The 24,324-nt window shown below is 43.2% G+C and carries 21 protein-coding genes; 13 read left to right on the top strand and 8 right to left on the bottom strand.

Annotation, left to right across the window (positions count from 1 at the left end; translation table 11 throughout):
• Positions 1 to 242: 242 nt before the first annotated feature.
• The gene (locus ACSUPM_RS08225) at positions 243 to 611 is read right to left on the bottom strand and encodes a hypothetical protein (RefSeq protein WP_201566202.1); all 369 of its coding nucleotides are present in this window, start codon (positions 609 to 611) and stop codon (positions 243 to 245) included.
• 376 nt (positions 612 to 987) lie between these two features.
• Between ACSUPM_RS08225 and ACSUPM_RS08220 the strand changes: the two genes are divergently transcribed.
• The 11 genes from ACSUPM_RS08220 (at position 988) to purF (ending at position 12,458) form a co-directional block, all read left to right on the top strand.
• Positions 988 to 1,644, top strand: a complete 657-nt coding sequence (locus ACSUPM_RS08220; protein ID WP_436879839.1) for an alpha/beta hydrolase — start codon at positions 988 to 990, stop codon at positions 1,642 to 1,644.
• 136 nt (positions 1,645 to 1,780) lie between these two features.
• Positions 1,781 to 2,887: a cell division protein ZapE gene (gene zapE, locus ACSUPM_RS08215; RefSeq protein ID WP_436879838.1), complete on the top strand. Its 1,107-nt coding sequence runs from the start codon at positions 1,781 to 1,783 to the stop codon at positions 2,885 to 2,887.
• Between the two features lie 210 nt (positions 2,888 to 3,097).
• The gene (locus ACSUPM_RS08210; RefSeq protein ID WP_352288228.1) at positions 3,098 to 3,847 is read left to right on the top strand and encodes a nitroreductase family protein; all 750 of its coding nucleotides are present in this window, start codon (positions 3,098 to 3,100) and stop codon (positions 3,845 to 3,847) included.
• A gap of 148 nt (positions 3,848 to 3,995) precedes the next feature.
• Positions 3,996 to 5,312, top strand: a complete 1,317-nt coding sequence (locus ACSUPM_RS08205) for an NAD(P)H-dependent glycerol-3-phosphate dehydrogenase (protein WP_025653255.1) — start codon at positions 3,996 to 3,998, stop codon at positions 5,310 to 5,312.
• Positions 5,313 to 5,451: 139 nt separating this feature from the next.
• Positions 5,452 to 5,910, top strand: coding sequence for a phosphohistidine phosphatase SixA (sixA, locus tag ACSUPM_RS08200; RefSeq protein ID WP_025653256.1), 459 nt, complete (start codon positions 5,452 to 5,454; stop codon positions 5,908 to 5,910).
• Positions 5,911 to 6,235: 325 nt separating this feature from the next.
• Positions 6,236 to 7,540, top strand: coding sequence for a type II secretion system protein GspL (gene gspL, locus ACSUPM_RS08195; RefSeq protein ID WP_201578094.1), 1,305 nt, complete (start codon positions 6,236 to 6,238; stop codon positions 7,538 to 7,540).
• A 139-nt stretch (positions 7,541 to 7,679) separates the two neighbouring features.
• Positions 7,680 to 8,228 carry a type II secretion system protein GspM gene (gene gspM / locus ACSUPM_RS08190; RefSeq protein ID WP_101211005.1) on the top strand — a complete coding sequence of 183 codons (549 nt, stop codon included), beginning with the start codon at positions 7,680 to 7,682 and terminating at the stop codon, positions 8,226 to 8,228.
• A 209-nt stretch (positions 8,229 to 8,437) separates the two neighbouring features.
• Complete coding sequence (locus ACSUPM_RS08185) at positions 8,438 to 8,866, top strand: DUF4870 family protein (RefSeq protein WP_201578090.1); 429 nt, start codon at positions 8,438 to 8,440, stop codon at positions 8,864 to 8,866.
• A 178-nt stretch (positions 8,867 to 9,044) separates the two neighbouring features.
• Positions 9,045 to 10,079: a quinone-dependent dihydroorotate dehydrogenase gene (locus ACSUPM_RS08180; RefSeq protein WP_025653261.1), complete on the top strand. Its 1,035-nt coding sequence runs from the start codon at positions 9,045 to 9,047 to the stop codon at positions 10,077 to 10,079.
• A gap of 27 nt (positions 10,080 to 10,106) precedes the next feature.
• Entirely contained in the window at positions 10,107 to 10,604 is a 498-nt protein-coding gene (locus ACSUPM_RS08175; protein WP_025653262.1) for a CvpA family protein, read from the top strand.
• Positions 10,605 to 10,922: 318 nt separating this feature from the next.
• Entirely contained in the window at positions 10,923 to 12,458 is a 1,536-nt protein-coding gene (gene purF / locus ACSUPM_RS08170) for an amidophosphoribosyltransferase (protein WP_201566198.1), read from the top strand.
• 154 nt (positions 12,459 to 12,612) lie between these two features.
• On the opposite strand, the gene ACSUPM_RS08165 is transcribed toward purF, so the two are convergent.
• From ACSUPM_RS08165 to yajC, 7 genes are all read right to left on the bottom strand, one after another.
• Complete coding sequence (locus ACSUPM_RS08165) at positions 12,613 to 13,146, bottom strand: DUF2058 domain-containing protein (RefSeq protein WP_025653264.1); 534 nt, start codon at positions 13,144 to 13,146, stop codon at positions 12,613 to 12,615.
• Between the two features lie 544 nt (positions 13,147 to 13,690).
• Entirely contained in the window at positions 13,691 to 14,047 is a 357-nt protein-coding gene (locus tag ACSUPM_RS08160) for an AzlD domain-containing protein (protein WP_025653265.1), read from the bottom strand.
• A complete protein-coding gene (locus ACSUPM_RS08155) occupies positions 14,037 to 14,768 on the bottom strand; it encodes an AzlC family ABC transporter permease (protein ID WP_025653266.1) in 732 nt (243 codons plus the stop codon). The genes ACSUPM_RS08160 and ACSUPM_RS08155 overlap by 11 nt, the downstream gene beginning before the upstream one ends.
• 391 nt (positions 14,769 to 15,159) lie before the next feature.
• A complete protein-coding gene (locus tag ACSUPM_RS08150) occupies positions 15,160 to 16,581 on the bottom strand; it encodes an MATE family efflux transporter (protein WP_025653267.1) in 1,422 nt (473 codons plus the stop codon).
• Positions 16,582 to 16,816: 235 nt separating this feature from the next.
• Complete coding sequence (secF, locus tag ACSUPM_RS08145; RefSeq protein WP_436879837.1) at positions 16,817 to 18,085, bottom strand: protein translocase subunit SecF; 1,269 nt, start codon at positions 18,083 to 18,085, stop codon at positions 16,817 to 16,819.
• A 9-nt stretch (positions 18,086 to 18,094) separates the two neighbouring features.
• Complete coding sequence (gene secD, locus ACSUPM_RS08140; protein ID WP_025653269.1) at positions 18,095 to 19,972, bottom strand: protein translocase subunit SecD; 1,878 nt, start codon at positions 19,970 to 19,972, stop codon at positions 18,095 to 18,097.
• Between the two features lie 271 nt (positions 19,973 to 20,243).
• Positions 20,244 to 20,570, bottom strand: a complete 327-nt coding sequence (gene yajC, locus ACSUPM_RS08135) for a preprotein translocase subunit YajC (RefSeq protein WP_025653270.1) — start codon at positions 20,568 to 20,570, stop codon at positions 20,244 to 20,246.
• A 1,410-nt stretch (positions 20,571 to 21,980) separates the two neighbouring features.
• Between yajC and ACSUPM_RS08130 the strand changes: the two genes are divergently transcribed.
• The gene (locus ACSUPM_RS08130) at positions 21,981 to 23,255 is read left to right on the top strand and encodes a hemolysin family protein (RefSeq protein ID WP_350588275.1); all 1,275 of its coding nucleotides are present in this window, start codon (positions 21,981 to 21,983) and stop codon (positions 23,253 to 23,255) included.
• Between the two features lie 308 nt (positions 23,256 to 23,563).
• Entirely contained in the window at positions 23,564 to 24,058 is a 495-nt protein-coding gene (locus ACSUPM_RS08125; protein WP_025653272.1) for a hypothetical protein, read from the top strand.
• Positions 24,059 to 24,324 lie beyond the last annotated feature (266 nt).

Below are 24,324 nucleotides of genomic sequence, written 5' to 3'. Positions count from 1 at the left end.
GTACAACATTAGATAGGGTAGTTTACCCCAAAAGCGTAGCTACAAAAAGTAAAGCCAGTAAGTCAGCAATCAATATAGTATTTTCATCGCTGACTTACTGGCCAAACCTTATTATATTTTACGTCAAACACCATTTTACGTTACTAAGTAAAAAACTAAGCTACTAAATTGTCTATCAACTTATTCAGTAGACTCCAAGATTTAGTAGAATGATTTAGCAGTATCAGTGAATAATGACTCTCTTATTGGCAACGGAAGTTGATCGTATATTCATAATCATCATCACGTGATAAATCTGGTGAACCAGTCCCAAAGATTGAGCCGATTACTGCACCAGCTTGTCCCACCATACGACCTGTGCGTTCATCTAAAATACCATTATATTTAACTTTGTCTTCAACGATAATGACTTGTTTGCTGCGACAAGTATTCTTGGCACTATCAAGCGCATTTTGCTGGGCTTTTACTTTGCTATCTGCTATGCCAGTGGTTTCGTAAATGGAATTGGCACGTTGAATGACTGGCGATGAAGGCGTGCTCTGGCAGGCACTCAAGACAAGTGCAGTCGCCAAGGTGGCAGTGATGGTGGCAGTTTTGCTAATAGTATTCATAAATGGTTCCTATTTCCTGTAAATTGATCATAAAAAATTAAAGACAAGTAGGGCAAGTGCTCTGTTTATTAAAAGTATTTTGTTTATTAAAAGCTTTGTTCATTAGAAGCCAGTTTCGTCCATGAAGGGACAGAGTAAATCTAACCTATTGTAGTCTTGGGTGTCTAGGCAGTTATTGTGTGCGGTATTACCCTTGTATTACATACTGGCGTTGCAGCCAATCAACATAACCTAATTTTCTAAGCATTCTGAGCCATTATCTAGCATAAAACGATGTGTGCCTTATATAAACCTGAGGCGTACACAGCAAATCACTTGAAATAAAAATCATATCTAGGATAATTGAGGTATTCATTTTTAATTACTAAGTAAGTTTATGCAATTGATTCCTGCTCCTGCTGGCGTGCTCGAAGTTGACGCGCTATGGCAACAAGACAATCCTAACGATCCAAATACTGACACGGTGGCGCTGCTTTGTCATCCCAATCCCTTATTTGACGGTACGATGAATAATAAAGTAGTCACGACGATGTACCGCTTTGCGCGCGATAACGGTATGCACGTGGTACGTTTTAACTTTCGCGGTGTGGGTCAGTCAACTGGTGAGCATGATTATGCTGAAGGTGAAGTGGTCGATGCAATGACCGTGCTACAATGGATTGCAGAACAAACCAATGCGCGTAAGTTATGGCTGGGTGGTTTTTCTTTTGGCGGTTATGTGATTTCACGAGTAGCTGAGCAAGTGCTTGACGCCTCTCATATTTGGGGATTAAGCGATTTTGAGATTACTAAAATTGCCCTTATTGCGCCGTCCGTTGAAAAAAACAATACCAGTGACTTGAGCTTACCAGCCGATAAAACTTTTGAGATTTATGGCAATGCTGATGAAGTGATTGACCCTGATAATATGCAGGAATTTGCAGAGCGTTTAGGTCTGGCAGTCAGTGTCGTGGATGGTGCAGGGCATTTTTTTCACGGGCGCTTGTCCGAGTTAAAAAAATTGTTGGAACAGCACAGTTTTGCTGAGCATTGACAAGATTAAGTGATTGGATAAGATTAAGTGATTATTTATTCTTATTAACTGGTCACACATAGAAATAGAAATAAGTGGTCATTAACATCACACACCTTTTTCTTTATATTTACCTTTTTAAATGATGAGTCTTATTATGAGTTTATCTCCATTGCAACGTTACGAGCAGGCCATCAGCACGGATGAGTTTACTCGAGATGAGCAGCAATATCAGGCCATGAGCTATCTTGATGAGCTCCACCATCAGCTCGTCAACAGCGTAGAACAAAAAAAAGGCATTTTTAGCTTTTTAAAGGCCAAGCCAGTTGCCCCAAAAGGTTTGTATATGTGGGGCGGGGTGGGACGCGGTAAGACCTGGATGATGGACATGTTTTACGACTCTTTGACCATTGATCGCAAGATACGTCAGCATTTCCATCATTTCATGCAGCGCGTCCATCGCGAGCTAAATGCCATCCAAGGTGAGAGTGATCCATTAGAGAAAGTTGCTGATATCATTTACAAAGAAGCCGTTATTATCTGCTTTGATGAGTTCTTTGTCTCCAACGTCTCTGATGCGATGATTTTGGGCGATCTATTTACCATGTTATTCAATCGCGGCGTGACGTTGGTTGCGACTTCAAATATTGAGCCGTCTGGCCTCTATAAAGACGGTTTGCATCGCGATCGTTTTATGCCGGCTATCGCTGAAGTTGAGCGCCATACCACAGTCATGAATATCGACTCTGGTATTGACTATCGTTTGCGCGTATTACAGCAAGCAGAGTTGTATGAATCACCCATGACCAAAGCCAATCACCATTGGCTGGCCAACCGCTTTGCGAGCTTGTCTAATAATCAAAAAATCAGCAATGAGCCTATCACTATCAATGGTCGGCAGATCAAAATCAATGCCCGTACCGAAGATATTTTATTCTGCGATTTCCGTCATTTATGTATGGAGCCGCGCTCCGCTGCTGATTTTATTGAAATCGCCAAACAGTTCAATACGGTACTGGTCAATGGGGTCCCAGCGTTAGATGATGACCTGCGTGATCCAACGCGCCGGTTTATTTATATGGTCGATGAGTTTTATGATCGCCGCGTAAAACTATTGGTTCGAGCAGAGCAGTCAATTCTTGAGCTGTATCAAGGTGAAAAGCTGGCGTTTGAGATTGAACGGACACGCTCGCGTTTGCTTGAGATGCAATCAGAAGACTACTTAAAGATGGAGCACCGTGTTGAAAATGCGGATGCTGCTTAATATAGTTAATCCTTTATAAATTAAATGCGGCGTTAGTCTAGCTTGGTCTACTATTGGTAGGACTTTTATTTAAAAGTATGATTGTGATTTAAAGATAGAGGTTAAGGGCTGCTTGGGTTTTCGTTTACGATTGTCCAATCATATTTATAACGGGATAATCTGCTGAGATAAATAGTGGCAGTCAATATCAATAATAAATAAGGACAAATAATGAATAAGTCTGACGAAAACAACTTTACAAAGGAAAATCAAGCAAAAGATAGTCAAGTGCAAAGTGGTCAAGAACAAGATAGTCAAGCAGAAAACAGTCAAATAGAAAGAAACCCTGCAAAAAATAATGAAAATATCTCTATTAAATCACTAACGACTGAGAGCACGCCATTTACTAGTGAGGAGCTCATTCACTGGATTAATTCAAGACGTAGTGTGGGTAACTTAGATATTCCTGCACCAACGCAAGCCCAGATTGAAGAAGCGATTGAGTGTGCAGCGACCGCACCTGACCACAAAAAATTGCGTCCGTGGCGCTTTATTGTGACTGCCGGTGACGCTCGTCACGACTTGGGGCGTGCCCTTGTCGAAGCAGCAGAGGCAAAGGCCACCGAAGAGGGCGAGATACTCTCTGAAAAAACAGTGAAAAAAACTCAGACGATGCCGCTACGTGCGCCGCTTATTATTACGGTGGTGACTCAGATGCAAGAGCATAAAAAGGTACCGCATTTCGAACAGATGTTAAGTACAGGCGCTGCGGTACAAAATCTGATTTTGGCGTTAAAAGCGCAAGGCTTCAGCACAGTATGGCGTACAGGATTATTGTGTAACGAACCTGCGGTAAAAGCATATTTCGGCGTAAGTGCAGATGATTATGTCACGGCTTTTGTTTATACTGGCACCAGTCCTAAAGGTGAGCACCCACGTAAACCTATTGATATCGAGCCGCTTGTTCGCTTTGAGTCATAACCATACTTGAGGGCTACTGAGCTAAAGACGGTTTTTTATTAAACAATATTACTAATTAAAGAAAATGATTTATGCAACACAATTGGCCTCAGTAGCTGCCCACTAAAGATATTATTACTAATAAGTCAGTCAATACGGATACATGCATATGACAAGCGCTAATGACAACAATACTAACAAAGATAATGCTCAGAATAGTAGCAACGAGAGTAACAAAGCCGCTGACAAACAAAACAGTCTGTTGTCAGGCATCATTGAACGAGCCAGCAAATCTGGTATCGGTCGTAAGAAGCTCAACCCTAGCACGGTAGAGTCAGCAGTCGCAAAAAACATGGCAGAGATTCACAGCAATCCTACCAAGCTGCGTTTGGCGTTCTTAGGTGGTGGTAGTTTTGGTACGGCAATGGCGAACTTAGCCGCGCGTAATGGTTGTGATACCACGCTGTGGGTTCGTAACAAGCGTACCGTTAAGGCCATGACAAAAACCCAGACGAACAAGAAATATCTGCCCGGTTATAAGCTTGATGACCGCCTGAAATATAGTCATGATTTAGCATCGGCAGTCAAAGATACCGACATTATCTTTATTGCCGTACCAGGCTTGGCCTTTCGCGAAACGCTAAAAAATATCGCCCCCTTTATTAGTGGACAGTCTATTGTGTCGCTAACGAAAGGCATGGAAAAAGACACTTTTGCCACGATGAGTGATATTATCAAAGAAGTGTTGCCTGAGGTGAATTTTGGCGTCATGTCAGGGCCTAATCTTGCTATAGAGATTATGAAAAATATGCCATCTGCGACCGTGATTGCGAGTGAGTCTGAACCACTACGTCATGCTGTACAAGCGGCACTGCATAGTGCTTTCTTTAGAGTATTTGCCAGTGATGATATACGCGGTGTTGAGCTGGGCGGGGCGCTCAAAAACATTTATGCCATTGCGATGGGTATGGCTGCGGCCTACGAAGTGGGTGAGAATACCAAAGCAATGATATTGACCCGTGCCTTGGCAGAGATGAGTCGTTTTGGTGTCGAAGCCGGTGCCAATCCACTGACGTTTTTAGGGCTATCAGGTGTTGGCGATTTATACGCCACTTGTAGTTCGGAGTTAAGTCGTAACTACCGCATCGGTAATATGCTTGGTCGTGGTATGAGTATTGATGCTGCCGTCAAAAAACTGGGCCAGACTGCAGAAGGCGTTAATACTATTCAGCAAGTCCATGAAAAGGCGACTAAAGACGGTATTTATATGCCCATTACCCATGCGCTTTATGCGGTTATTTATGAAGATAAGGCCGCGCTGGGTGTGGCGCTCCATTTGATGGAAGCGGGTTTCCGCAGTGATGTCGAATTTGTGATGGCTCATGACCATAGCAACGCTGCACTTACTGCGCAAATGAAAGCTGCCAGTAGTACCTCCGACAATGACAATGACGATGATGTTGATACAGACAGCGATGCTAAATAAAACGATTGTTGGCAACGTGTATTGCTGAAAATGTGTATTGCTAAAAACGTGTAAAGTCAGACAGTGGCAAAGTAGGTCATAGAAAGGCAGTTGATAAAAAGGCAGCTGACAAAAAGCCAGGTTATAGACAAGGAACGCTATGAAAATGATATTAATACGTCACGGTCAGGCAGAAGACGAAACGCGTCCAGACAGCGCTCGTCAGCTGACTGACTTTGGACAGCAGCAAGCCGCGCAAACTGCAAAATATATCACGACCAATTATAAGCCTGATCGTTTTATCGTAAGTCCTTATGATAGGGCGCAGCAAACCCTAGCAGAGCTGCAAGCGCGGGCGCCTACAGTACCAGCGACGGTACAAGATAATATAACGCCTTCTGACGATGCCCATAGTGCGTTGACCGATATAGCAAAGATTGAGGCGCAGTGTCTCGTGGTGGTGTGTCATATGTCTATCGTCGCCAATCTGGCTGCCTTACTAACCGGTGATTATCCTGAGGCGTTCTCTTTGGCAGAAGCACGAGTGTTTGAGATGGATTTTATCATGTCTGGAATGGCAACCGAGGTCAATCGCTTTGTACCTGAGCAACCGTATTGATATCGCTCTTTCATTGGCTATAGTCGATCCTAAATAAAATGGATACGCTATTTCATAACGCGAAACTGGTATAAATTTTTCTGGCTTGGTGTGCCTACGCCGACAGAGGCTGCAAAACTTATATTAAAAACTAAGCATCCCAGTTCCGCTGTATCTTTTCCATATTGGACTGACTATATTTAGTAGTAGTAATATTATTCATCATGACCCTGTTTAAAAATATTAAGATGCTTTAAACATAAACATAAACATAAACATGGTCATGGGCTCTTACAAAACGTCTAAATTTGTTATTTTATGGCTTTGATAATTAAGGACACACTTGGTGTTACATGTTTGGTTAAGAGCGCAGCACAGTCCGCTAGCTGTCTGGCATGAAGACGTACAACAATGGCAGTCAGTTGCTGGCTGGCAACAGTTGCATGATATTTATAGCAGCTATAAATCCAATAGCCATAAAACAGTATGTTTGTACTTTCCATCAAGCCACGTATTACACGTCGATACCGAGCTTAGTGGTGCACAGCTTAAGCAATTGGGTGATACTGGTAAGCAGTATTTATTTGAAGAGATGTCTTTGACCCCTGTTGAGCAATTGGCAGTGCGGCAAACCAGCCTTGCTGATAGTCAGTATTTATACGCGCTGGCGCAGGCTGATATTGAGGCATGGCAGCAAAGTGCCAAACTCGTTGGTATGACTATCGCAGCATTACTGCCCGACTTTCTATTGTTACCAGTGCCGGAAGAAGGTGCAGGGCAGCAAGTCATACTCTATCAAGATGACCAGACGATGCTGCTACGCCAATCATTATATCAAGGAATGGCGGTCAGCTATTTACCGTTGATTTTTGAGCGCTTCCTGCAGCTGAGTGAAGTGATGGTGGTACCAAGCATTGAAGCTTTTGATAGTACAAGTTTTTCAGACCTTGATGCTACAAAGTCTGATCATAGGATTGATTTACAAAAGCCAGTAACGACCAGCGATGTTTCGGCACAAACAGCCGCGCTCATAGGAGCTCATCAGCTGCTATTGACGACGCTAACGAGTACGCCCAAGCCGATTGACAATCCTGACCGTCACGCGCTTAATTTCTTTATCAAATCAACCGATTCGCAATTATCACCTTATCTACGAGTGGCAATGATGGTGGCGCTGTCGGCACTCGTGCTACAGATAGCCACAGATGGGGTGCAGTCTTATCAGTATCATCAGGCGACGGCTGCGACAAAAACAGCGATTGCGGGGCAATATCAGTCTTGGTTTCCTGATGAACGTCTAAACCCGCGCACCAATTTGACCACGCAAATGGCGCCAAAACTGGGTACCAATGGTCAAGCCTCGCCACATATGGCCGTGTTGGCACGCATATCACCACTGATTAATCAGTCCTCTCTAAAAGCGCAAGCTTTGGTTATGCAACCATCCACGCTCAGTTTTACGTTGATTGCCCCTGACCGCGACAGTCTTGATAAATTCGCCAATACCCTGTTCACTCAAGGATTAACGGCCAAGCTAGAGCGGGTAAATAGCAATGAGCAAGGGCAGTTTAGTGGGCAAATTACTGTGAGTATAAATGAAGATGATACGACGCCAGAAAGCGTCAGTGCCGACAAGGCAGCAGCATCTTAAGCTTATTGAGAATTTTTAGTATTTGCTGAGCGCTGTGTTTTGACGATGACCATCCGTAAGGTGCTCACTCAGATGATTGCAATCTACTTACTCAAGATTAAACCCTCCACGATTAACTATTGGCAATAAAGGTTAGAGCATGAAACGATTACAGCGCCGAGCCAAACGTAGCGTGTCTGCGCCTAAAACAAGCGCTTTTTCAGAGCGGGTGAATAGTTATCAAAATGTCCTATCATCACGCTGGCAGGCATTGTCTCCACGCGATCAATTAGCATTGGCTATATTGTCTGCTTTTTTACTGTTATTCGTGGGTGGCTACGGCGGTTATACGGTTCATCAAGCTGCAAGCGATAGCAAAATTGAGTATCAAGAGCAAATTGCTGATTATTTTTGGCTGCGCGCGCAAGCGGGTAAGGTGGATAGCAATGCGACTAACAGCGTCGATGGGGCAGCTGCTATGCCACCTGCCAACAGAGTGAGTGAGCTACTAAATACCTCGGGTATTGCCAATGCGCAAGTGGTTGCGGCTGGTGACGGGGTGCAGCTGAGCTTCACCAATGCCAGTCAAGCGGTTGTGAGTGCAGCACTCGGTAAGCTTAAGCAGCAAGGTTGGCAATTTACCCAACTCTCGATGCAACAGGACGTGACCACCAAAGCTATTGAGGTGCAAGCAACTGTTACTTCTTAACAATGCTAACTGCCTCGCACTGTATATTGAATTTAGCTTCATTGAAAAACACCTCATCCGACACAATCAAAGGTTTATTGAACACTTTAGTGATGAATACTTCCTATACATTATTCTCCTGCACTTAAGCGGATAAGCATCTGCGTCAACAGACTACTATTAAGACTAAGACGTCTGATTATAATATGACCTGTTAAGGATCAAGACACATGATAAATGACAATATAAGCGGCAACATGAGTGACAGTAAACGCCGTTCTTTAACCACTTATAATCACATCACCTATCTATTGTATGTGATCAGTTATTTCACGGCTGGTCTGTTGTGGGTCGTGCCGATTATCATGAATTATGCTAAGCGCCACGATGCGGACAGCTCATGGCTAGCCACGCATTTTGATTGGCAAATTAAGACGTTTTGGTACAGTATCGTCTGGTTTATCATAGGCATTCTTATCATCACGTTTGCTTTGGGCGGTTTTGGTGTCAGCATGTTTGCCGATAGCAGCAATATAGCCATTGGTTCATTTTTATTGGTCAGTATTGGTTTTATTATTATGGGTTTGACCTTTATTTGGCACCTTTATCGTATTGTACGAGGTTGGATTGCCTTAACAGATGGACGACCTGTGCCATAATACGTTCAATCCCATATCATTTATATACAGTGTTTAGCAGCGCTTATTGACTTTTTGGAATAGAAATTTGCTGTATGAAACTTTGGTCTTATTTCTGTTAAGCTGATATAATCGCTGCGCTTAATCTCTTTCGTTTTTCTCATTCATCATTGCTTTTCGAGCAGGGTCTGTCATTACTATGTCTTATGCCTTACTTCGCCCTTTTTTATTTAAGATGGACCCTGAACACGCCCACGAGATGACCTTATCTTTGTTAGATAAAGCCCATAAAGCGCGTGCCTTAGGTTTGGTATATGGTCAGTCGATGCAGCCTACAGACTGTATGGGTTTACAGTTCGCTAATCCAGTTGGCCTTGCCGCAGGGTTGGACAAAAACGGTGATTATATCGATGCACTGGCCGAGCTTGGTTTTGGCTTTATAGAAGTGGGGACGGTCACGCCAAGACCGCAGGTTGGTAATGATAAGCCACGCCTATTTAGAATCAAACAAGCCGATGCCATTATCAATCGCATGGGCTTTAATAATCAGGGCGTTGATTACCTGATTGAAAACGTCAAACGCTGTAAATACAAAGGTAACATCGGCATCAATATCGGTAAAAATGCCAGTACGCCAGTGGAGCAAGCCGCTGATGATTATGTCTATTGCCTAGAGCGGGTTTATGCACACGCTTCCTATATTACCGTCAATATCTCATCGCCAAATACCAAAAACTTACGTGACTTACAGAGTGGTGAAGCGTTAACGCAGCTACTTGATACGATTAAAAACCGTCACAACCAATTGGCAACAGAGTATGGTTTTTATGTGCCGCTGGTTTTGAAAGTAGCCCCTGATTTAGAGCCGCTACAAGTGGATTATATCTCACAGCAGTTGTTAGATTTTGAGATTGATGGTTTGATAGCCACCAATACCACATTGAGCCGCGTCGGTGTCGAAGACTTGCCCGATGGTGACCAAGCCGGTGGCCTATCGGGTCGTCCAGTGAGCCACATCAGCACCCAAATTTTACAACAATTCTCTGATCAGCTGGATGGTAAAGTAGCTTTGATTGGGGTGGGTGGTATCGATAGTGGTGCCAAAGCGGTCAAAAAGATTGAAGCAGGTGCTGATATGGTACAGCTTTATACCGGACTGATTTATCGAGGTCCTGGGCTGGTACAGTCATGCATTCAAGCCATCGGTGGCTATTACGATGCCATGGAAAGTTAGACAACCACTAAAAATGAGGCGTGACATATGAGTGGTCTAGATATTGTGATTGCTATTGTGGTCTTAATTGGCTTATGGCGCGGCTTTCAGGTAGGACTCATTAAGACAGCAGTCGGCTTGGCAGGTTGGTTTATTGCTCTTATTGCTGCCACGCGCTTGGCAGGCTCAGTTGCTCCGCAATTATCAGGTATCGTACAAAACCCTGTCTTGCAAATGGCAACGGCGTTCTTATTGGTCGTAATCATTATCTTAGCGATTATGCATATCGTCGCCTTTGCTTTTTCAGGGGTACTCAAAACCTTACGTCTGGGTATTGTTGACAAGATGGCAGGTGGCGTCCTTGGGGCGGCCAAAAATGTATTGATGGTATTAGTCGTTTTGAGTGTCAGCGCGCCCTTATTGGTAAAAATGCCGCAATGGCAAACCTCGGTGCTTGCTCCTGAACTGATGCCTTATGCGCCAATGGGTAAGGCTTTAGTCTCAGACGTGCTCGGTATGGCTTGGGATCAGGTCAATCAGTCTTAATACGCATAGTTTTTTAGACTTATTCTTCGTTTCTTAAGCCTGTTTTTTAACGTTTTAATACCAAAAATCATAACTGAGTCTTTATAACTTATCCTTGATAAAAAATTATTCGATAGCATTTAGGGTTCATAAATTTCAATTTGTGAATGATTGATGGCTTTGCTGACTGTAGGTCAGTGAGCAAACTGTCATCAAGATTTTAAGCTTAAGCAACATCATCAGGTCAGCGGTAAGAGTAGATGGCTGTTTTTCATAAGCTACTGTCAAGCTTATGCCGTTATTGTGTTACTAATGTGTGGTTCAAAATAGGATATAACTATGTGTGGAGTCGTTGGGGTTGCAGCTCATGAGCCGGTCAATCAGATTCTTTATGATGGCTTAACAATGCTACAGCATCGCGGGCAAGACGCGGCAGGTATTGTGACTTTGCAAGATGGTCGGCTTTATTTACGTAAAGAAAACGGCATGGTACGTGACGTTTTTATGAATCGCCATATGATAAAACTGGTTGGCAAATTTGGCATCGGTCATGTTCGTTATCCAACGGCAGGCACGTCAAGCAGTGCAGAAGCGCAGCCGTTTTATGTCAATTCACCTTACGGTATTACGCTGGCGCACAATGGTAATTTGACCAATGCTGAGGGCTTGGCCAAGTCTCTATATAAAGAAGACCGTCGTCACCTGAATACTGATTCAGACTCGGAAGTACTGTTAAACGTGCTGGCGCATGAGATGCAGAATCTAGGAAAAACCCATCCAACGCCTGCCGAAATATTTGAAGCAGTCACAGCGGTTTATAGTCGTATTGAAGGCGCTTATGGCGTTGTTGCTTTAATCACAGGTCATGGCTTGCTTGCCTTCCGCGATCCAAACGGTATTCGCCCACTTATCTTTGGTGAACGTTTGGCAGCCAATGGCGGCACAGAATATATGGTTGCTTCAGAATCGGTCGCCTTGACTGGCTCTGGCTTCACTATTATTCGTGATGTCAAACCCGGTGAAGCGATTTTTATTGACTTAGACCATCAGCTACATACGCATCAGTGCGTCGAGCAGCAAGAATACACCCCTTGTATCTTTGAATACGTCTATTTTGCTCGTCCAGATTCCATCATGGACAATATCTCAGTCTATAAGTCGCGTCTGCGTATGGGCGAGAAGCTTGGTGATAAAATTCTTGCAGAATGGGGTGAAGATCACGATATTGATGTGGTTATTCCTATTCCAGATACCTCGCGTACCTCAGCGATGGAGCTGGCGCTTAAGATGAATATTAAGTACCGTGAAGGGTTTATGAAAAACCGTTATATCGGTCGTACTTTTATCATGCCAGGTCAGCAGCAACGCAAAAAATCAGTGCGTCAAAAGCTCAGTGCTGTACCGTTAGAGTTTAAAGGTAAAAACGTGCTATTGGTTGATGATTCGATCGTCCGTGGTACTACTTGTCATGAGATTATTCAAATGGCGCGTGATGCAGGTGCACGTAAAGTATTTTTTGCCAGTGCAGCGCCGCCCGTAAAATATCCAAACGTGTATGGTATCGATATGCCAGTGCGTAGCGAGCTTATTGCTTCAGGGCATAGCGTTGAAGAAGTGCGTAAAATTATTGGTGCTGATCGTTTGATCTTCCAAGATTTAGACGATTTGATCGAAGCAGTAAAAGATACCAAATACAGTAAAGTCGAAGGTTTTGACTGTGCGGTATTTAATGGTTGCTACATTACTGGACAAATCAATGAAGCCTATCTTGAGCACCTACAAGAGCAGCGCAGTGAAACTGCTAAGACCGGAAAAAAAGGCGTGCAAATAGTGGCTGATACACCTGTAGATATGATGGGTATAGAAGAGCTTTAAGCTGCTAAATACCTAAATTTTTAAATATAAAAAGGCTGGATTCTTGATAGAATCCAGCCTTTTTTATTGCTTAAAATAAGAGATATCCTTTGAAAAACCACTATTTATGGTAAGAGGTGATATTGGGAATATATATAGCGCTTTATTGGTAGGATTACCACATGAGATCATCTGGAATCACATAAGCGGCATAAGGATCGTCATCTGCTAACTCATTGTCTGAGGTATCGTTAGACACTACCATAAAGCCTTCTAGTTTTGCATCTATACGATCGGCCAAGGGGCGAGGAAGTAGAGCATAGCTTTCTTCCAAGCGTGCAATGACCACGTGACCTGCTACGATTTGATCGTATAGTTTTTGCGTGATAGAGATTTTTTTGACTTTAGTGTCGTCAACGAACTGATAATTGACTTCACCCTTTGTATCAGTGATTTGATGCTGCCTAATCATTTGGACGATATTGGCCTTTAGCATTTTCTCTTCTAAAAGCTGCTGTTTTTCTTGATTAAGCTTTTGATCCTTCTCCAGCTTTTTTGCTTGGGCTGCTGCCAATGCTTTTTTGGCTTCCACATTGGACGCATCACCAGTGCGCTTGGCATGTTCAGATTGCTTGCTTATCTTTTTGGCTTTTTTGCTATCAACCAATCCCGCTTTTAAAAGTTGAGCTTGTAGGGCATTCTTGGCCATAATTCCATTACCTAGATGATAAAAATAAAAATTAAATAGTAGCAAATTTTGCGGTGGCGTGTCGTTAATTCCTCTAATCTGCAAAAGATGGTACTGTTATACAAAATACGATTAATAATGATTAGGGCGTGTTGAACATTCACAAATAGGCACTGCTGATTGCTAAAATGGTTTCATACAAGGCGCAAGTCGACGATAATGTTAATACCTTAGCTAGACTTGCAACGCAGTATGGGGCGATTTTAGCATCAGCCCGTAGGGACAGGACTGTTTTTTGCCGCTTCTGTGTTAAAAATAGACGTTTAGAAAGACTAAACTTAAGATTTTTAACGTTGAATCGCCTAAAAAATAGTCTCTGTCAGTGCCATGGTCGAATGTTCAACACGCCCTAACCATTAAGCCAGTTTGGTAAACAACATTATGATGCGTGACTGGTAAAATTTTTCTTGCTTGCTGTGCCTACGCAGACAGAGGCTGCAAAAAACTTATACCAGTCACGCTGTCTCTTTTTTATATTGACCCGACTATAAGTAATGATTAGCGATTAAGCCAGTTGAGTGAATAACCAAAGCAAGCCATTAATCGCAGCGATGCCGACGATCATGCTCACCAATAATTGACGGCTAAAATGATAGACCAATAATACCAGAAGTAAAGCACCTATTTGAGCCATGAGTAAATGTAACTCTGCGCTTTGCATACCCGTACTTGCTGATAAGTCTTGATAGGAGAGACTGGTTAAAATAAGTAATACCATCACGGATAACGGTAAGCTCTCATTTAAACGGTGTAACCAAGGCGTATCCAGCAGCTTTTTGGGTATCAAGGCGGGAAGGGCGCGCGTAATAAAAGTGACGGCAGCCATAGCAAAGGTGGCAAAAATAAGGTAACTACTGCTCATCGGTGTCTCCTTGTACGCGGCGCTGCATCCACACACCACGGGCCAAAATCATCAGCATACAAAGGCTAATCGCTACCAATAACAGCCAGTTGCTAGTAAACAAAGAGGCAACGGCTAAAGCAATCACGGCAATAGCAATTGGGAAATAGCGCTTGATACTTTGAAACTGCTCATAGGCCAAAATCGCAAACAGACAAACCAAAGCAAAGTCTAAATGTGGTATCAAGTCACTAAGTGTGCTCCCTATCATCACGCCAATCGTACTCGCTAGCACCCACCAGCTTTGGTTAAACAAACTGATCGGTAGGATTAATGCCTGTCGAGACTCATTAGGTAAACTGGTCATGACCGAAAAAGTCTCGTCAGTTAGGGCAAATAAGCAGTATGTTTTGGCCAGTTTTTGTTTCGGTAAGTATTGTAATAACGGCATACCATAAAATACGTGGCGTAAATTAATAGCGGCGATATTCGTGGCCATATTGCCAATCGGTAAACCTGCACTTAGCATGGGCAAACAGGCGTATTGCGCCGCGCCCGCATACAAGACAATACTGAGCATAATCGTTGCCCATATAGGGATACCAGCCACTTGCGCCAGCACACCAAAGGCGATGCCTGCAGGCAGATAGCCCATCGCGACTGGCAGGCTCTTTTTGAAGCCTCCTGCCCAATCATAGTGAGCCGCTTGTTGATGATTTAGTTCCTTTGAATGAATGGTCACATGACATCCTAATTTTCTAACAGTATTGTTTTTTGACTAGGGCGTGTTGAACATTCGACCATGGCACTGACAGAGACTATTTTTTAGGCGATTCAACGTTAAAAATCTTAAGTTTAGTCTTTCTAAACGTCTATTTTTAACACAGAAGCGGCAAAAAACAGTCCTGTCCCTACGGGCTGATGCTAAAATCGCCCCATACTGCGTTGCAAGTCTAGCTAAGGTATTAACATTATCGTCGACTTGCGCCTTGTATGAAACCATTTTAGCAATCAGCAGTGCCTATTTGTGAATGTTCAACACGCCCTATATTTTATAATGAAGGGCTAATTGTTATCCGATAAGGTTAAGAAAGTCCTATTTTTCAGGTAAATAAACCTTTAGGTAATCAATGCTAAACATTGGGCTGTAATTTTTCATAGCTACCAGTTTGATGTGCACGGTATAAAAACCCGCCGAGAATAATCAGCCTTAGCAGCAACAAACACCAAACGCTGAGCCAGATGCCAGTCATGTCCCACTGCTGATAGAGTAGCCAACTCAGAGGGAAAAATACCGCCGCCAATATAAGAGCAGCGTTACGAATGACATTACCCGCTGTTAAACCAAAGAATATGCCATCTAACCAATAAGCGCCAACGCCGACCAATGGTAATAGCACCGCATAAAGATGGTAATCATAGGCGAGTGTGAAGACTGGTTCAATATTGGTCATAAACTTCAAATAAGTTGGCATAGCAAGCCACCAAATCGTACTCAACATGATGGCAAGCCCATAGCTGACTACGCCAGTGCGTTTGACGATAATACGAAAACGTGGCCAATCACGTCGTCCTGCTGCTTGACCACTCAAGGTCTCAGCAGATACTGCGACACCATCGAGGGCAAATGCTGAAATACTTAGTACCTGCAATAAAATAGCGTTGGCCGCCAGAATGACATCACCGCTTTGCGCAGATAAGCGGGTAATCCAAGCAAAGCTCAATGTTAAGATCAGCGTACGAATAAAGATATCTTTATTGAGCGAAAATAGCCTAAGCATTTTATCTTTGGTGAAATGTTGCCGATCAGCAGTAAACAGCGCCGTCCAAGATATTTGTAGATGTTGACGACTTAACCATAGTGCTAATAATACCCCAGACCAAAATGCAATAGTCGTACCTAGCGCTACACCGACCAAGCCCATGTGCATGCCATACACAAAAAATAGCGTTAGAATGATATTAAGTAAGGCGATAAAGCCTTGTTGGTAGAGCATGTAGCGAGTCTTGCCCTGACCCGCAAACCAGCCTATAAAGGCAAAGTTCATTAGCTCAGCGATCACCCCCCAAAAGCGCACATCCAAATAAGTCTTGGCAGCAAGGCCACTGTTAGGATTGGCAGATAATGCTTGCAGACCAAACTCTATTAACCAAGGTTTTGCCAGCAGTAACAGTGCGCCAATGATGAATGCCAACAATAACGCACGTTGCAAAATAGATAGCAGTGGTGAGGGCGCTAGATTCGGCTGTTTTGTCGTACTGCTGATAGCGTTGTCAACATGACTAGCCAATTGTCCCAATGCTTGTGCCGACAGTCCAGATGAGGCGTACTGTAAAAAATTAAAACTGACGAGCAATAAAGACAATAACTGTATGGCCAACCCCATACCAGCAAGCTTAGCGGTGTCATTCATATTACCGACAATGGCAGTATCAATGACGCTTTGAAGTGGCATTGCCAAATTGGCCAACAATACCGGCAAGGCAATAGCGATAATACGCGCGTAGCGAGTATCAATCGGTGGCATAGAGCGTGGCGGCGTAATAGTTGACATAGATGGCTCATTTTATACTTAACAGACAGAGGGTACAGAAAATCATTTTGCTTTCGGAATAAGCAATACATTTGATCGCTATATCGATAATTTATAGAACCATATAAAGATAAAAGCACCTAACACTCATTGATTATGAGTCAGGTGCTTTTATTGGTAGCTCACTTCCGTATAGTGAAAAACGGATTATAAGCTTGTTTGAATACTCTTCTATTTAAAGATTAACTAAGTTGCTTTAAATATTGTCTTGCTCAAACATTTTTGGATCATTAAAGGTCACAATTTCTTCTTCAAATTCAGGCTTAACCTTCACCACGAAATCATCACGAGATAGCCCCATACGTAGCGGGATAGAACTGGCGATATAGGTTGATGAATAAGTACCAGCCAGCAAACCGATGAACAGTGCAACCGAGAACCAATAGAGACCGTCACCGCCCAAGAACAACATGGCTAAAACAACCAGTAATACGGTTGAGATAGTCATAATGGTACGACGTAACGTCTCTGTTAATGATAAATCAATCGTTTGACGCGGCGTAATACCACGGACACGGCGGAAGTTCTCACGAATACGGTCATAGACAACGATGGTATCGTTCAAGGAATAACCGATCAATGCCAGAATAGCTGCCAAAACGGTCAGGTCAAACGGAAAGCCGAATAAGGCAAAGACACCAATGGTCACGATAGCATCGTGGAACAGTGACAGCACTGCACCTAGAGACAGCTTAAACTGGAAACGTAGCGCGACATAACCAAGCATACAAGCCAAGGCCAAGACCAGCGACATAACAGAGTTTAAGTAGACTTCATTACCTACTTGGCTACCAATGATATTTACATTACTGATTTCAACCGTGTTATTAGGCAATGCTAACGCGGCGCTAAGACTGGCATTGAGTCCGTCAATGTTGTCAGACTGAGGTGGTAAGCGAACTAGTAGCTCTTGACGTGTGCCAAGATACTGTACGACGGCATCATCGAAGCCATTGTCGGCCAAGGCTTTGACCACTTCTACTTGCTCAGCCGGCTGCTCGTAACGTACATCTGCTGATACACCACCAGTAAAATCTAGACCAAAATTTAGACCATTAACAGCAATCGCGATAATACTACCAATCACCATGAGTAACGATAAAATAGCCATTGGCTTTTCTATCTTCATAAAGGGGATAGTGCGCTGGTTGCCGACGGCTTTGATACCACCCTCAGCTTGTGCAGCAGCATCCTCAGCGGCATCACTGATCAACTGACTCTGATCAATAGCAGTGCTCGTCTCTGCGGTTTGAGTCGTCAATGCTTGAGAATTTTGACCACCACGACGCGTTTTATTTTTACCCGATGCGGCTGTGGTAGGGTTGTTGGTTTTAGTATTGCTACCTTTACCATCACGACGTGGTTTGTTACGGCGGCGCGTACTGCCACTATTTGAGTCGCCATTTGAGCCATTTCGATCTGGGTTATTCTGTTGTTCTAGGGGATTATTCTTATCGATCGCCATATGTTTCTCCTAACCGATGCTCAAACGTTTGATAGATTTACGTTTACCGTAAGCAATTTGTACCAGAGCACGCGTTACCAAAATCGCGGTAAATAGCGAGCTGACAATACCAATAGCTAAAGTGACCGCAAAGCCTTTAATCGGACCGGTACCAATCGCAAATAAGATAAAGGCGACCAATAAGGTGGTGATGTTGGCATCGAAGATACTACTAAAGGCGCGATCAAAGCCGGCCACAATGGCGGATTTTGGTCGGACGCCATTTGCCAGCTCCTCACGTATTCGCTCAAAAATCAGCACGTTGGCATCGACTGCCATACCGATGGTCAAGACGATACCGGCAATACCGGGTAGGGTCAGTGATGAGCCTAAAATTGACATAATGGCAATGATAATGATGACGTTAATCGCTAGCGCCACGTTGGCAATGACCCCAAACAGACGGTAGAAAATGATCATAAAGGCAAAGACTAATAAGTAACCTACCTGCGTAGAAAACAGGCCTTTGTCAATATTCTCTTGACCCAATGAGGGGCCAATCGTGCGCTCTTCTACAAAATACATCGGTGCGGCTAAGGCGCCTGAACGTAGGAGTAATGCAAGTTCTGCCGCTTCTGCGCTACTATCAAGACCAGTAATACGGAAAGAGGAGCCCAGTACCGCTTGAATATTAGCGCGGTTGATGACTTTGGTTTCAGCATAAGGCGTACGTACTTCGACTGTTTCGCCAGTCGCTGGATCTTCTTCGTAAGTGATACGTTGCTTGTTTTCAATGAATAGCACGGCCATCTGTTTACCAACAGCAGTACGCGTGGCGTTTTGCATCAGCTTGCCACCAGCGCTGTCCAAAGTAATGCTGACTTCAGGTGAGCCGCTCTCATCAATACCCGTCTGCGCGTTAGTGACTTTATCACCGGTGACGATAGATTGGCGCTCTAAAAGTACTGGTGGACCATCAAGCGTCTCAAACGGGAATGCTTCGGTACCAGCAGGAGGAATACCGCCCATATAGTTTTCACTATCTTCAGCGACCATCCGGAACTCAAGGTTCGCTGTGCGACCAAGCACACGTTTGGCTTCTGCAGTATCTTGCACACCTGGCAATTCTACGACGATACGACTCGCGCCTTGTGATTGTACTAAGGCCTCTGTGACGCCAAGCTCAGCAATACGATTGCGTAGGGTCGTCAAGTTTTGATTGACCGCATAGCTATTGATTTCATCTAGCGTGGCATCGTTGTACGCCAAAATCAGGGCAGGGCCTTGGTCATCAATAGAAGACTGTAAACTGAAGGTATTACCCATCGAGCCTTGCAAGACATTTTGTGCACGGTTACGCGCATCGGTATCAGCGAAATGCAGCATGATGCCTTGGTTTTCAGTTTTGATGCCTTTGATCGCGATACGCTCAGCCCGTAGGTCACGACGTACATCGCGGCTCGCACTAGTCAGGCGTTGATCGAGAGCCTTGTCCATGTCAACTTCTAGTACAAAACGAACACCACCGCGCAAATCGAGACCAAGCTTCATCGGCTTAGCACCGATATCACGCAGCCACTGCGGGGTCGTCTGCGCTAAGTTAAGCGCGACCACATAGTCTTCGCCCAGATTCTGGCGCAGTACTTCCTGAGCTTTGAGCTGCTCGACCGGGTTATCAAGACGTACCAGCGCACTGTTGCCTTCAAAGGTACCATCATGATTATTAATTCCAGCCTCTTCGAGTAAGCTTTGAGACTGGGTTAAAATACCATCAGACAGCTGCGTACCTGCTGCGGCACTTGTAATCTGTACGGCAGGTTCATCAGGATAGAGGTTAGGAGCAGCATACAGACCGGCAATGATTAGCACGACGGCAATCAGTAAGTATTTCCAAGCGGGATATTGCATAATCACTTCTTTAGGTTGATAAACTATTGGCGACGCAGGCCACAAGTTAGCAGATGGGAAGTTAGCGATAGCAATGGTTGAGTGCGGTATTTAGCAGTCGTCATCATGCACCATTGCGATCATCCGCGATGATAGTAAAGCGTAAAAGGTAAAGCGAAAAATGACCGTAAATAATGTACGGTCATTTTAAAGTTATTACAACTATTAATTCATAACTGCCATCAATTAGTAACAACTAATGTTCAATCATTATCAGATTTATTAATAACGATTAAACGCTTTCGATAGTGCCAGCTGGCAATACTGAGATGACAGAAGCACGTTGTACTTTGACATCCGTATTATTATTCAAGCTAACAACCGCGTAATCGCCTTCTATGGCTTTGATACGACCCATCAGTCCACCAGCAAAGATGATTTCGCTACCAACAGTCAACGCACTGACCATGGCGCGGTGCTCTTTGGTACGCTTAGACTGTGGGCGAATAACCAAAAAGTAAAAAATGGCAAAAAAAGCAACAGGTAATAAAATTTGGCCAAATAGTGATGCAGCACCAGCAGTTTCGGCGGCATGAGCAGCTTGGATAAATAAAAACATAATTTCTCTCAGTGAGTCATAGATAATAATAAATTAAACGCATAGTAACAAAAAATCCTAGACTTGGTAACTGTTAATCATAGGCTAGGCGTGTTTTTCTTAACGTACTGGTATACTAGGTCGCATCCTCAATTCTAGAGATAGTCATAATGAAGGTTTAAAAATGGCTATATCTAGGCCAACTCCCATCAAATACGCATATACTATCGACAGTATTTGGCTTGTTTACTTAGGGTCTGTTGAACATTCAAATGTGGCACTGGCAGTGGCTATTTTTTAGACAATACGCAGTGAAATTCTTAACGCCTAGTCATTCTAGGTTAGATAATTTCGCCATGTATTGGCAAAAAATAGCCCTGCCCTGAAAGGCTGATACTAAAATCACCCCAAACGTTGTTGTAAACCTAGCTAAGGTCTCGACATTATCGTCGGTTTACGCCTGATTTGATAAAAGGTTTGGGACGATTTTAGCAATCAGCAATCCTAATATTTGAATGTTCAACAGACCCTCACATTTATCTTAATTTTTTAATCATTTTTAAAGAGAGAATGTGCCCTGAGATTTATTTCAGATTTATCGTTATTACAAAAATAGGGGTGCGTCTTATAAGGGTACGTCTTATAAGGTCTAGGAGTTGAATTCGTGCAAACCCTTAGTTATAAACCTCATTAATAAAGTAAGCATTATTAGCGCGCTATCGCTAGCAATATCTGTTTAAAAAATGCTATCAAGTTGAGCAAAGCGCTCAACAAAATGGCTCAAAACAACCTTTTTAATAAATAGTGACTTATTGTGCATTCACATCATCAGTGCTACTATCAAAAGACAATGATTGCCTGTATTTAGTGCACTCTCTATTGAGCCATATTCTGCCCACTATAAAACCGCGACAGCATCAACCTTGTTAACCATACTGGTATAATGCTTGTACTTGATTTGCTTTTATCAATTTATCGATATTATTTTGGATTGACTAGGGCGTGTTGAACATTCGACCATGGCACTGACAGAGACTATTTTTTAGGCGATTCAACGTTAAAAATCTTAAGTTTAGTCTTTCTAAACGTCTATTTTTAACACAGAAGCGGCAAAAAACAGTCCTGTCCCTACGGGCTGATGCTAAAATCGCCTCATACTGCGTTGCAAGTCTAGCTAAGGTATTAACATTATCGTCGACTTGCGCCTTGTATGAAACCATTTTAGCAATCAGCAGTGCCTATTTGTGAATGTTCAACACGCCCTATATAATAAGTGCTAATAGAGGATAAGAAAGCTGCGTTAATTGACCATTTATAAGTACGGTTTAGATTTATCATAGATGGTTTGTTGTCCGATGTGGTTTGCTTATTCTATCTCCCGATTCCTTTTTCTCTTTTATGTTTAGGTTACCTAACTTGTCCACCACTTCTATGTTTATACCTCGTTTGTGTCGTCCACGCGCTTGTCGTAAAGACGCTTCTGCTGAACCTCCCCCGACGATGCGCCATAACCCTCGCTTAGGCTTGGGCATAAAATCGTTGTCTCTGCTAACTGTATTGACCACTTTTATGTTGCCAAAAGCGGTATGGGCGGCTGAAGGCTTAGCAGAACCGACTGCTGCCAGTGTACTGCTGCTTATCTTGTTTGTGCTGATCGCTATTGGCATCTCGTTTATCTGCTCTCTGGCTGAGTCTGTTTTGCTGAGCATGACGCCTTCATACATTGCAGATATTCAAGAAAACAATCCCAAAAAAGGCCAAATGCTCAAGCAGCTAAAAGTTGACAATATCGATCAGTCGCTGGCTGCTATTTTGACACTAAATACCGCCGCTCATACGCTCGGCTCTATTGGTGCTGGTGCACAGGCCACGATTGTCTTCGGCAGTACGTGGTTTGGTGTCTTTTCGGCCATTATGACTTTGGCTATTTTGATATTCTCTGAAATTATCCCCAAAACGTTAGGCACGATGTATTGGCGCCGTTTAAGTGGCTTAGTTGCTTACTTTGTGCGCACGATAATTGTTGCGCTATACCCAGTCATTTGGTTCTCGGAGCGTCTGACTAAGCTATTGGTACGTGGTAAAGAGACCCATGTGTTTAGCCGTCGTGAGTTTGCCGCGCTTGCTAGTATTGGTGAAGAGTCTGGACAAATTGACCCACTAGAATCTCGAATTATTCGTAATTTACTCGCATTTGGCGCTATTAAAGTCGAAGATATCATGACGCCGCGCTCGGTGATGCTGGCGTTCGAAGAAAACAAGACCGTGGCTGAATTGTTGGTTGATCGTCCTAAACTAACCTTTTCACGACTACCGATTTATGATGGTGACTTGGACAATATTACTGGTTTTGTCTTAAAAACAGATATGTTGTTGGCGAAAGTCAATCACGCTATGCATAAGCCATTGACTCAATTTAAACGCGATATCACCTTTGTATTTTCAAAAATGAAATTGTTTGACTTGCTAGAGCTTATGCTAAAGAATCGTATCCATATTGCCATTACCGTGGGCGAATATGGTGAAGTAAAAGGGCTAGTCACCTTAGAAGACGTGTTCGAAACGTTATTGGGTCTAGAAATTGTTGATGAAATAGACCGCGTTGAAGATATGCAGGCGCTCGCACGGCAAATGATGGACAGACGCGTAGAGCGTTTGGGCATGAAGCTGAGCGATGATGAGCAGTATGAAGACAGTAATACATAAGCCATAGCATTACCATTGATGCGCCATACGTTGGGCTTCTGAGTCATGACAGTGCTGTTGACGTATGGTCAGTGCTTTAGAGTAATAAGTGCTGTAGGGTAGTAAAGGTATAAGACGTTCATAGTAAAATGATATTCGCAATAATTACACAGGGTGTCACATGACTGTGAGAATTGAGTGATAGGCTAAAGCCACTATTCGAGTATGCTGTTAACAGTCTTAAACAAACAGCAAAGCGCAATTAAATAGTAAGTAAATGCCAAACGTCAATTAATGACAACAACGAAAAAGTATCGCTAAGGATTATCATGAAACGACTATGGGGAAAAGGGCTATTGGCTCTATTGCTAAAAAGTGCTGGTCTAGCAGCAGTTGTTGCTGTAGCAAGTACGGTCAGCATCACTGCGCAAGCGGCAACCATGACCGAAGATTTGGTGCAAAGCTATGCAGCTGCCATGAAGTCATCAGCGAATAATAAAAGCATCAATCAAGTCGCGCGTCTGGTCTCTGATGATGCGTTGATTTCATTATCAAGAAAAGGCAAATCTACCAGCTTAGACAAAGACGCTTATTTAAAGCTATTACAAAATAGCTGGAATGATACGTCTAATTATCGCTACGATATCTCGGTAGATAATGTTGTTATCACTGGCAATCAAGCTAAGGCAAATGTTACCACCAATGAGAGCTGGGTAAAAGATGGTCGTAATGTGTCATTCGTTACCACCTCGCGCGTCACTCTGACTCTGTCTACTGGTAATGCCGTCCTGCTACGTGCTGTATCACAAGTCGCTATTAACTAAGCATTTAGTACTTGTAATCAATGCTTATAGTCAGTAGTGATGGCTTATCGTTTATATTCAGCGCTGAGCTATAAAAAAGATAATAATCATCCAAAGTTTTAGTAGCTGTACGTCTAAACGTTCGATTTTTACATACGTTTATCATGTCGTCGTGGCTTTTAGAGTAATAGCTGATTATTATCTTTTATATTAGGCTAGTCTTTGTTTAACATTGCATACTATACTAGCCCTCAATATTACCTTATCAATTCTTGTCGTTAGGAAAC

The organism is Psychrobacter okhotskensis, assembly GCF_965638355.1.
GTDB lineage: Bacteria > Pseudomonadota > Gammaproteobacteria > Pseudomonadales > Moraxellaceae > Psychrobacter > Psychrobacter okhotskensis.
This window is presented reverse-complemented; position numbering and strand designations above follow the sequence as displayed.

Coding starts and splice junctions, on each gene's coding strand:
- ACSUPM_RS08205 (WP_025653255.1), top strand. CDS start 3,996: ATGACAAGCGCTAATGACAACAATACTAACAAAGATAATGCTCAGAAT.
- zapE (WP_436879838.1), top strand. CDS start 1,781: ATGAGTTTATCTCCATTGCAACGTTACGAGCAGGCCATCAGCACGGAT.
- secF (WP_436879837.1), bottom strand. CDS start 18,085: ATGGCGATCGATAAGAATAATCCCCTAGAACAACAGAATAACCCAGAT.
- ACSUPM_RS08165 (WP_025653264.1), bottom strand. CDS start 13,146: ATGGCCAAGAATGCCCTACAAGCTCAACTTTTAAAAGCGGGATTGGTT.
- purF (WP_201566198.1), top strand. CDS start 10,923: ATGTGTGGAGTCGTTGGGGTTGCAGCTCATGAGCCGGTCAATCAGATT.
- ACSUPM_RS08210 (WP_352288228.1), top strand. CDS start 3,098: ATGAATAAGTCTGACGAAAACAACTTTACAAAGGAAAATCAAGCAAAA.
- ACSUPM_RS08150 (WP_025653267.1), bottom strand. CDS start 16,581: ATGTCAACTATTACGCCGCCACGCTCTATGCCACCGATTGATACTCGC.
- secD (WP_025653269.1), bottom strand. CDS start 19,972: ATGCAATATCCCGCTTGGAAATACTTACTGATTGCCGTCGTGCTAATC.
- ACSUPM_RS08185 (WP_201578090.1), top strand. CDS start 8,438: ATGATAAATGACAATATAAGCGGCAACATGAGTGACAGTAAACGCCGT.
- gspM (WP_101211005.1), top strand. CDS start 7,680: ATGAAACGATTACAGCGCCGAGCCAAACGTAGCGTGTCTGCGCCTAAA.
- ACSUPM_RS08220 (WP_436879839.1), top strand. CDS start 988: ATGCAATTGATTCCTGCTCCTGCTGGCGTGCTCGAAGTTGACGCGCTA.
- ACSUPM_RS08130 (WP_350588275.1), top strand. CDS start 21,981: ATGTTTATACCTCGTTTGTGTCGTCCACGCGCTTGTCGTAAAGACGCT.
- sixA (WP_025653256.1), top strand. CDS start 5,452: ATGAAAATGATATTAATACGTCACGGTCAGGCAGAAGACGAAACGCGT.
- ACSUPM_RS08180 (WP_025653261.1), top strand. CDS start 9,045: ATGTCTTATGCCTTACTTCGCCCTTTTTTATTTAAGATGGACCCTGAA.
- ACSUPM_RS08225 (WP_201566202.1), bottom strand. CDS start 611: ATGAATACTATTAGCAAAACTGCCACCATCACTGCCACCTTGGCGACT.
- ACSUPM_RS08125 (WP_025653272.1), top strand. CDS start 23,564: ATGAAACGACTATGGGGAAAAGGGCTATTGGCTCTATTGCTAAAAAGT.
- yajC (WP_025653270.1), bottom strand. CDS start 20,570: ATGTTTTTATTTATCCAAGCTGCTCATGCCGCCGAAACTGCTGGTGCT.
- ACSUPM_RS08160 (WP_025653265.1), bottom strand. CDS start 14,047: ATGAGCAGTAGTTACCTTATTTTTGCCACCTTTGCTATGGCTGCCGTC.
- ACSUPM_RS08175 (WP_025653262.1), top strand. CDS start 10,107: ATGAGTGGTCTAGATATTGTGATTGCTATTGTGGTCTTAATTGGCTTA.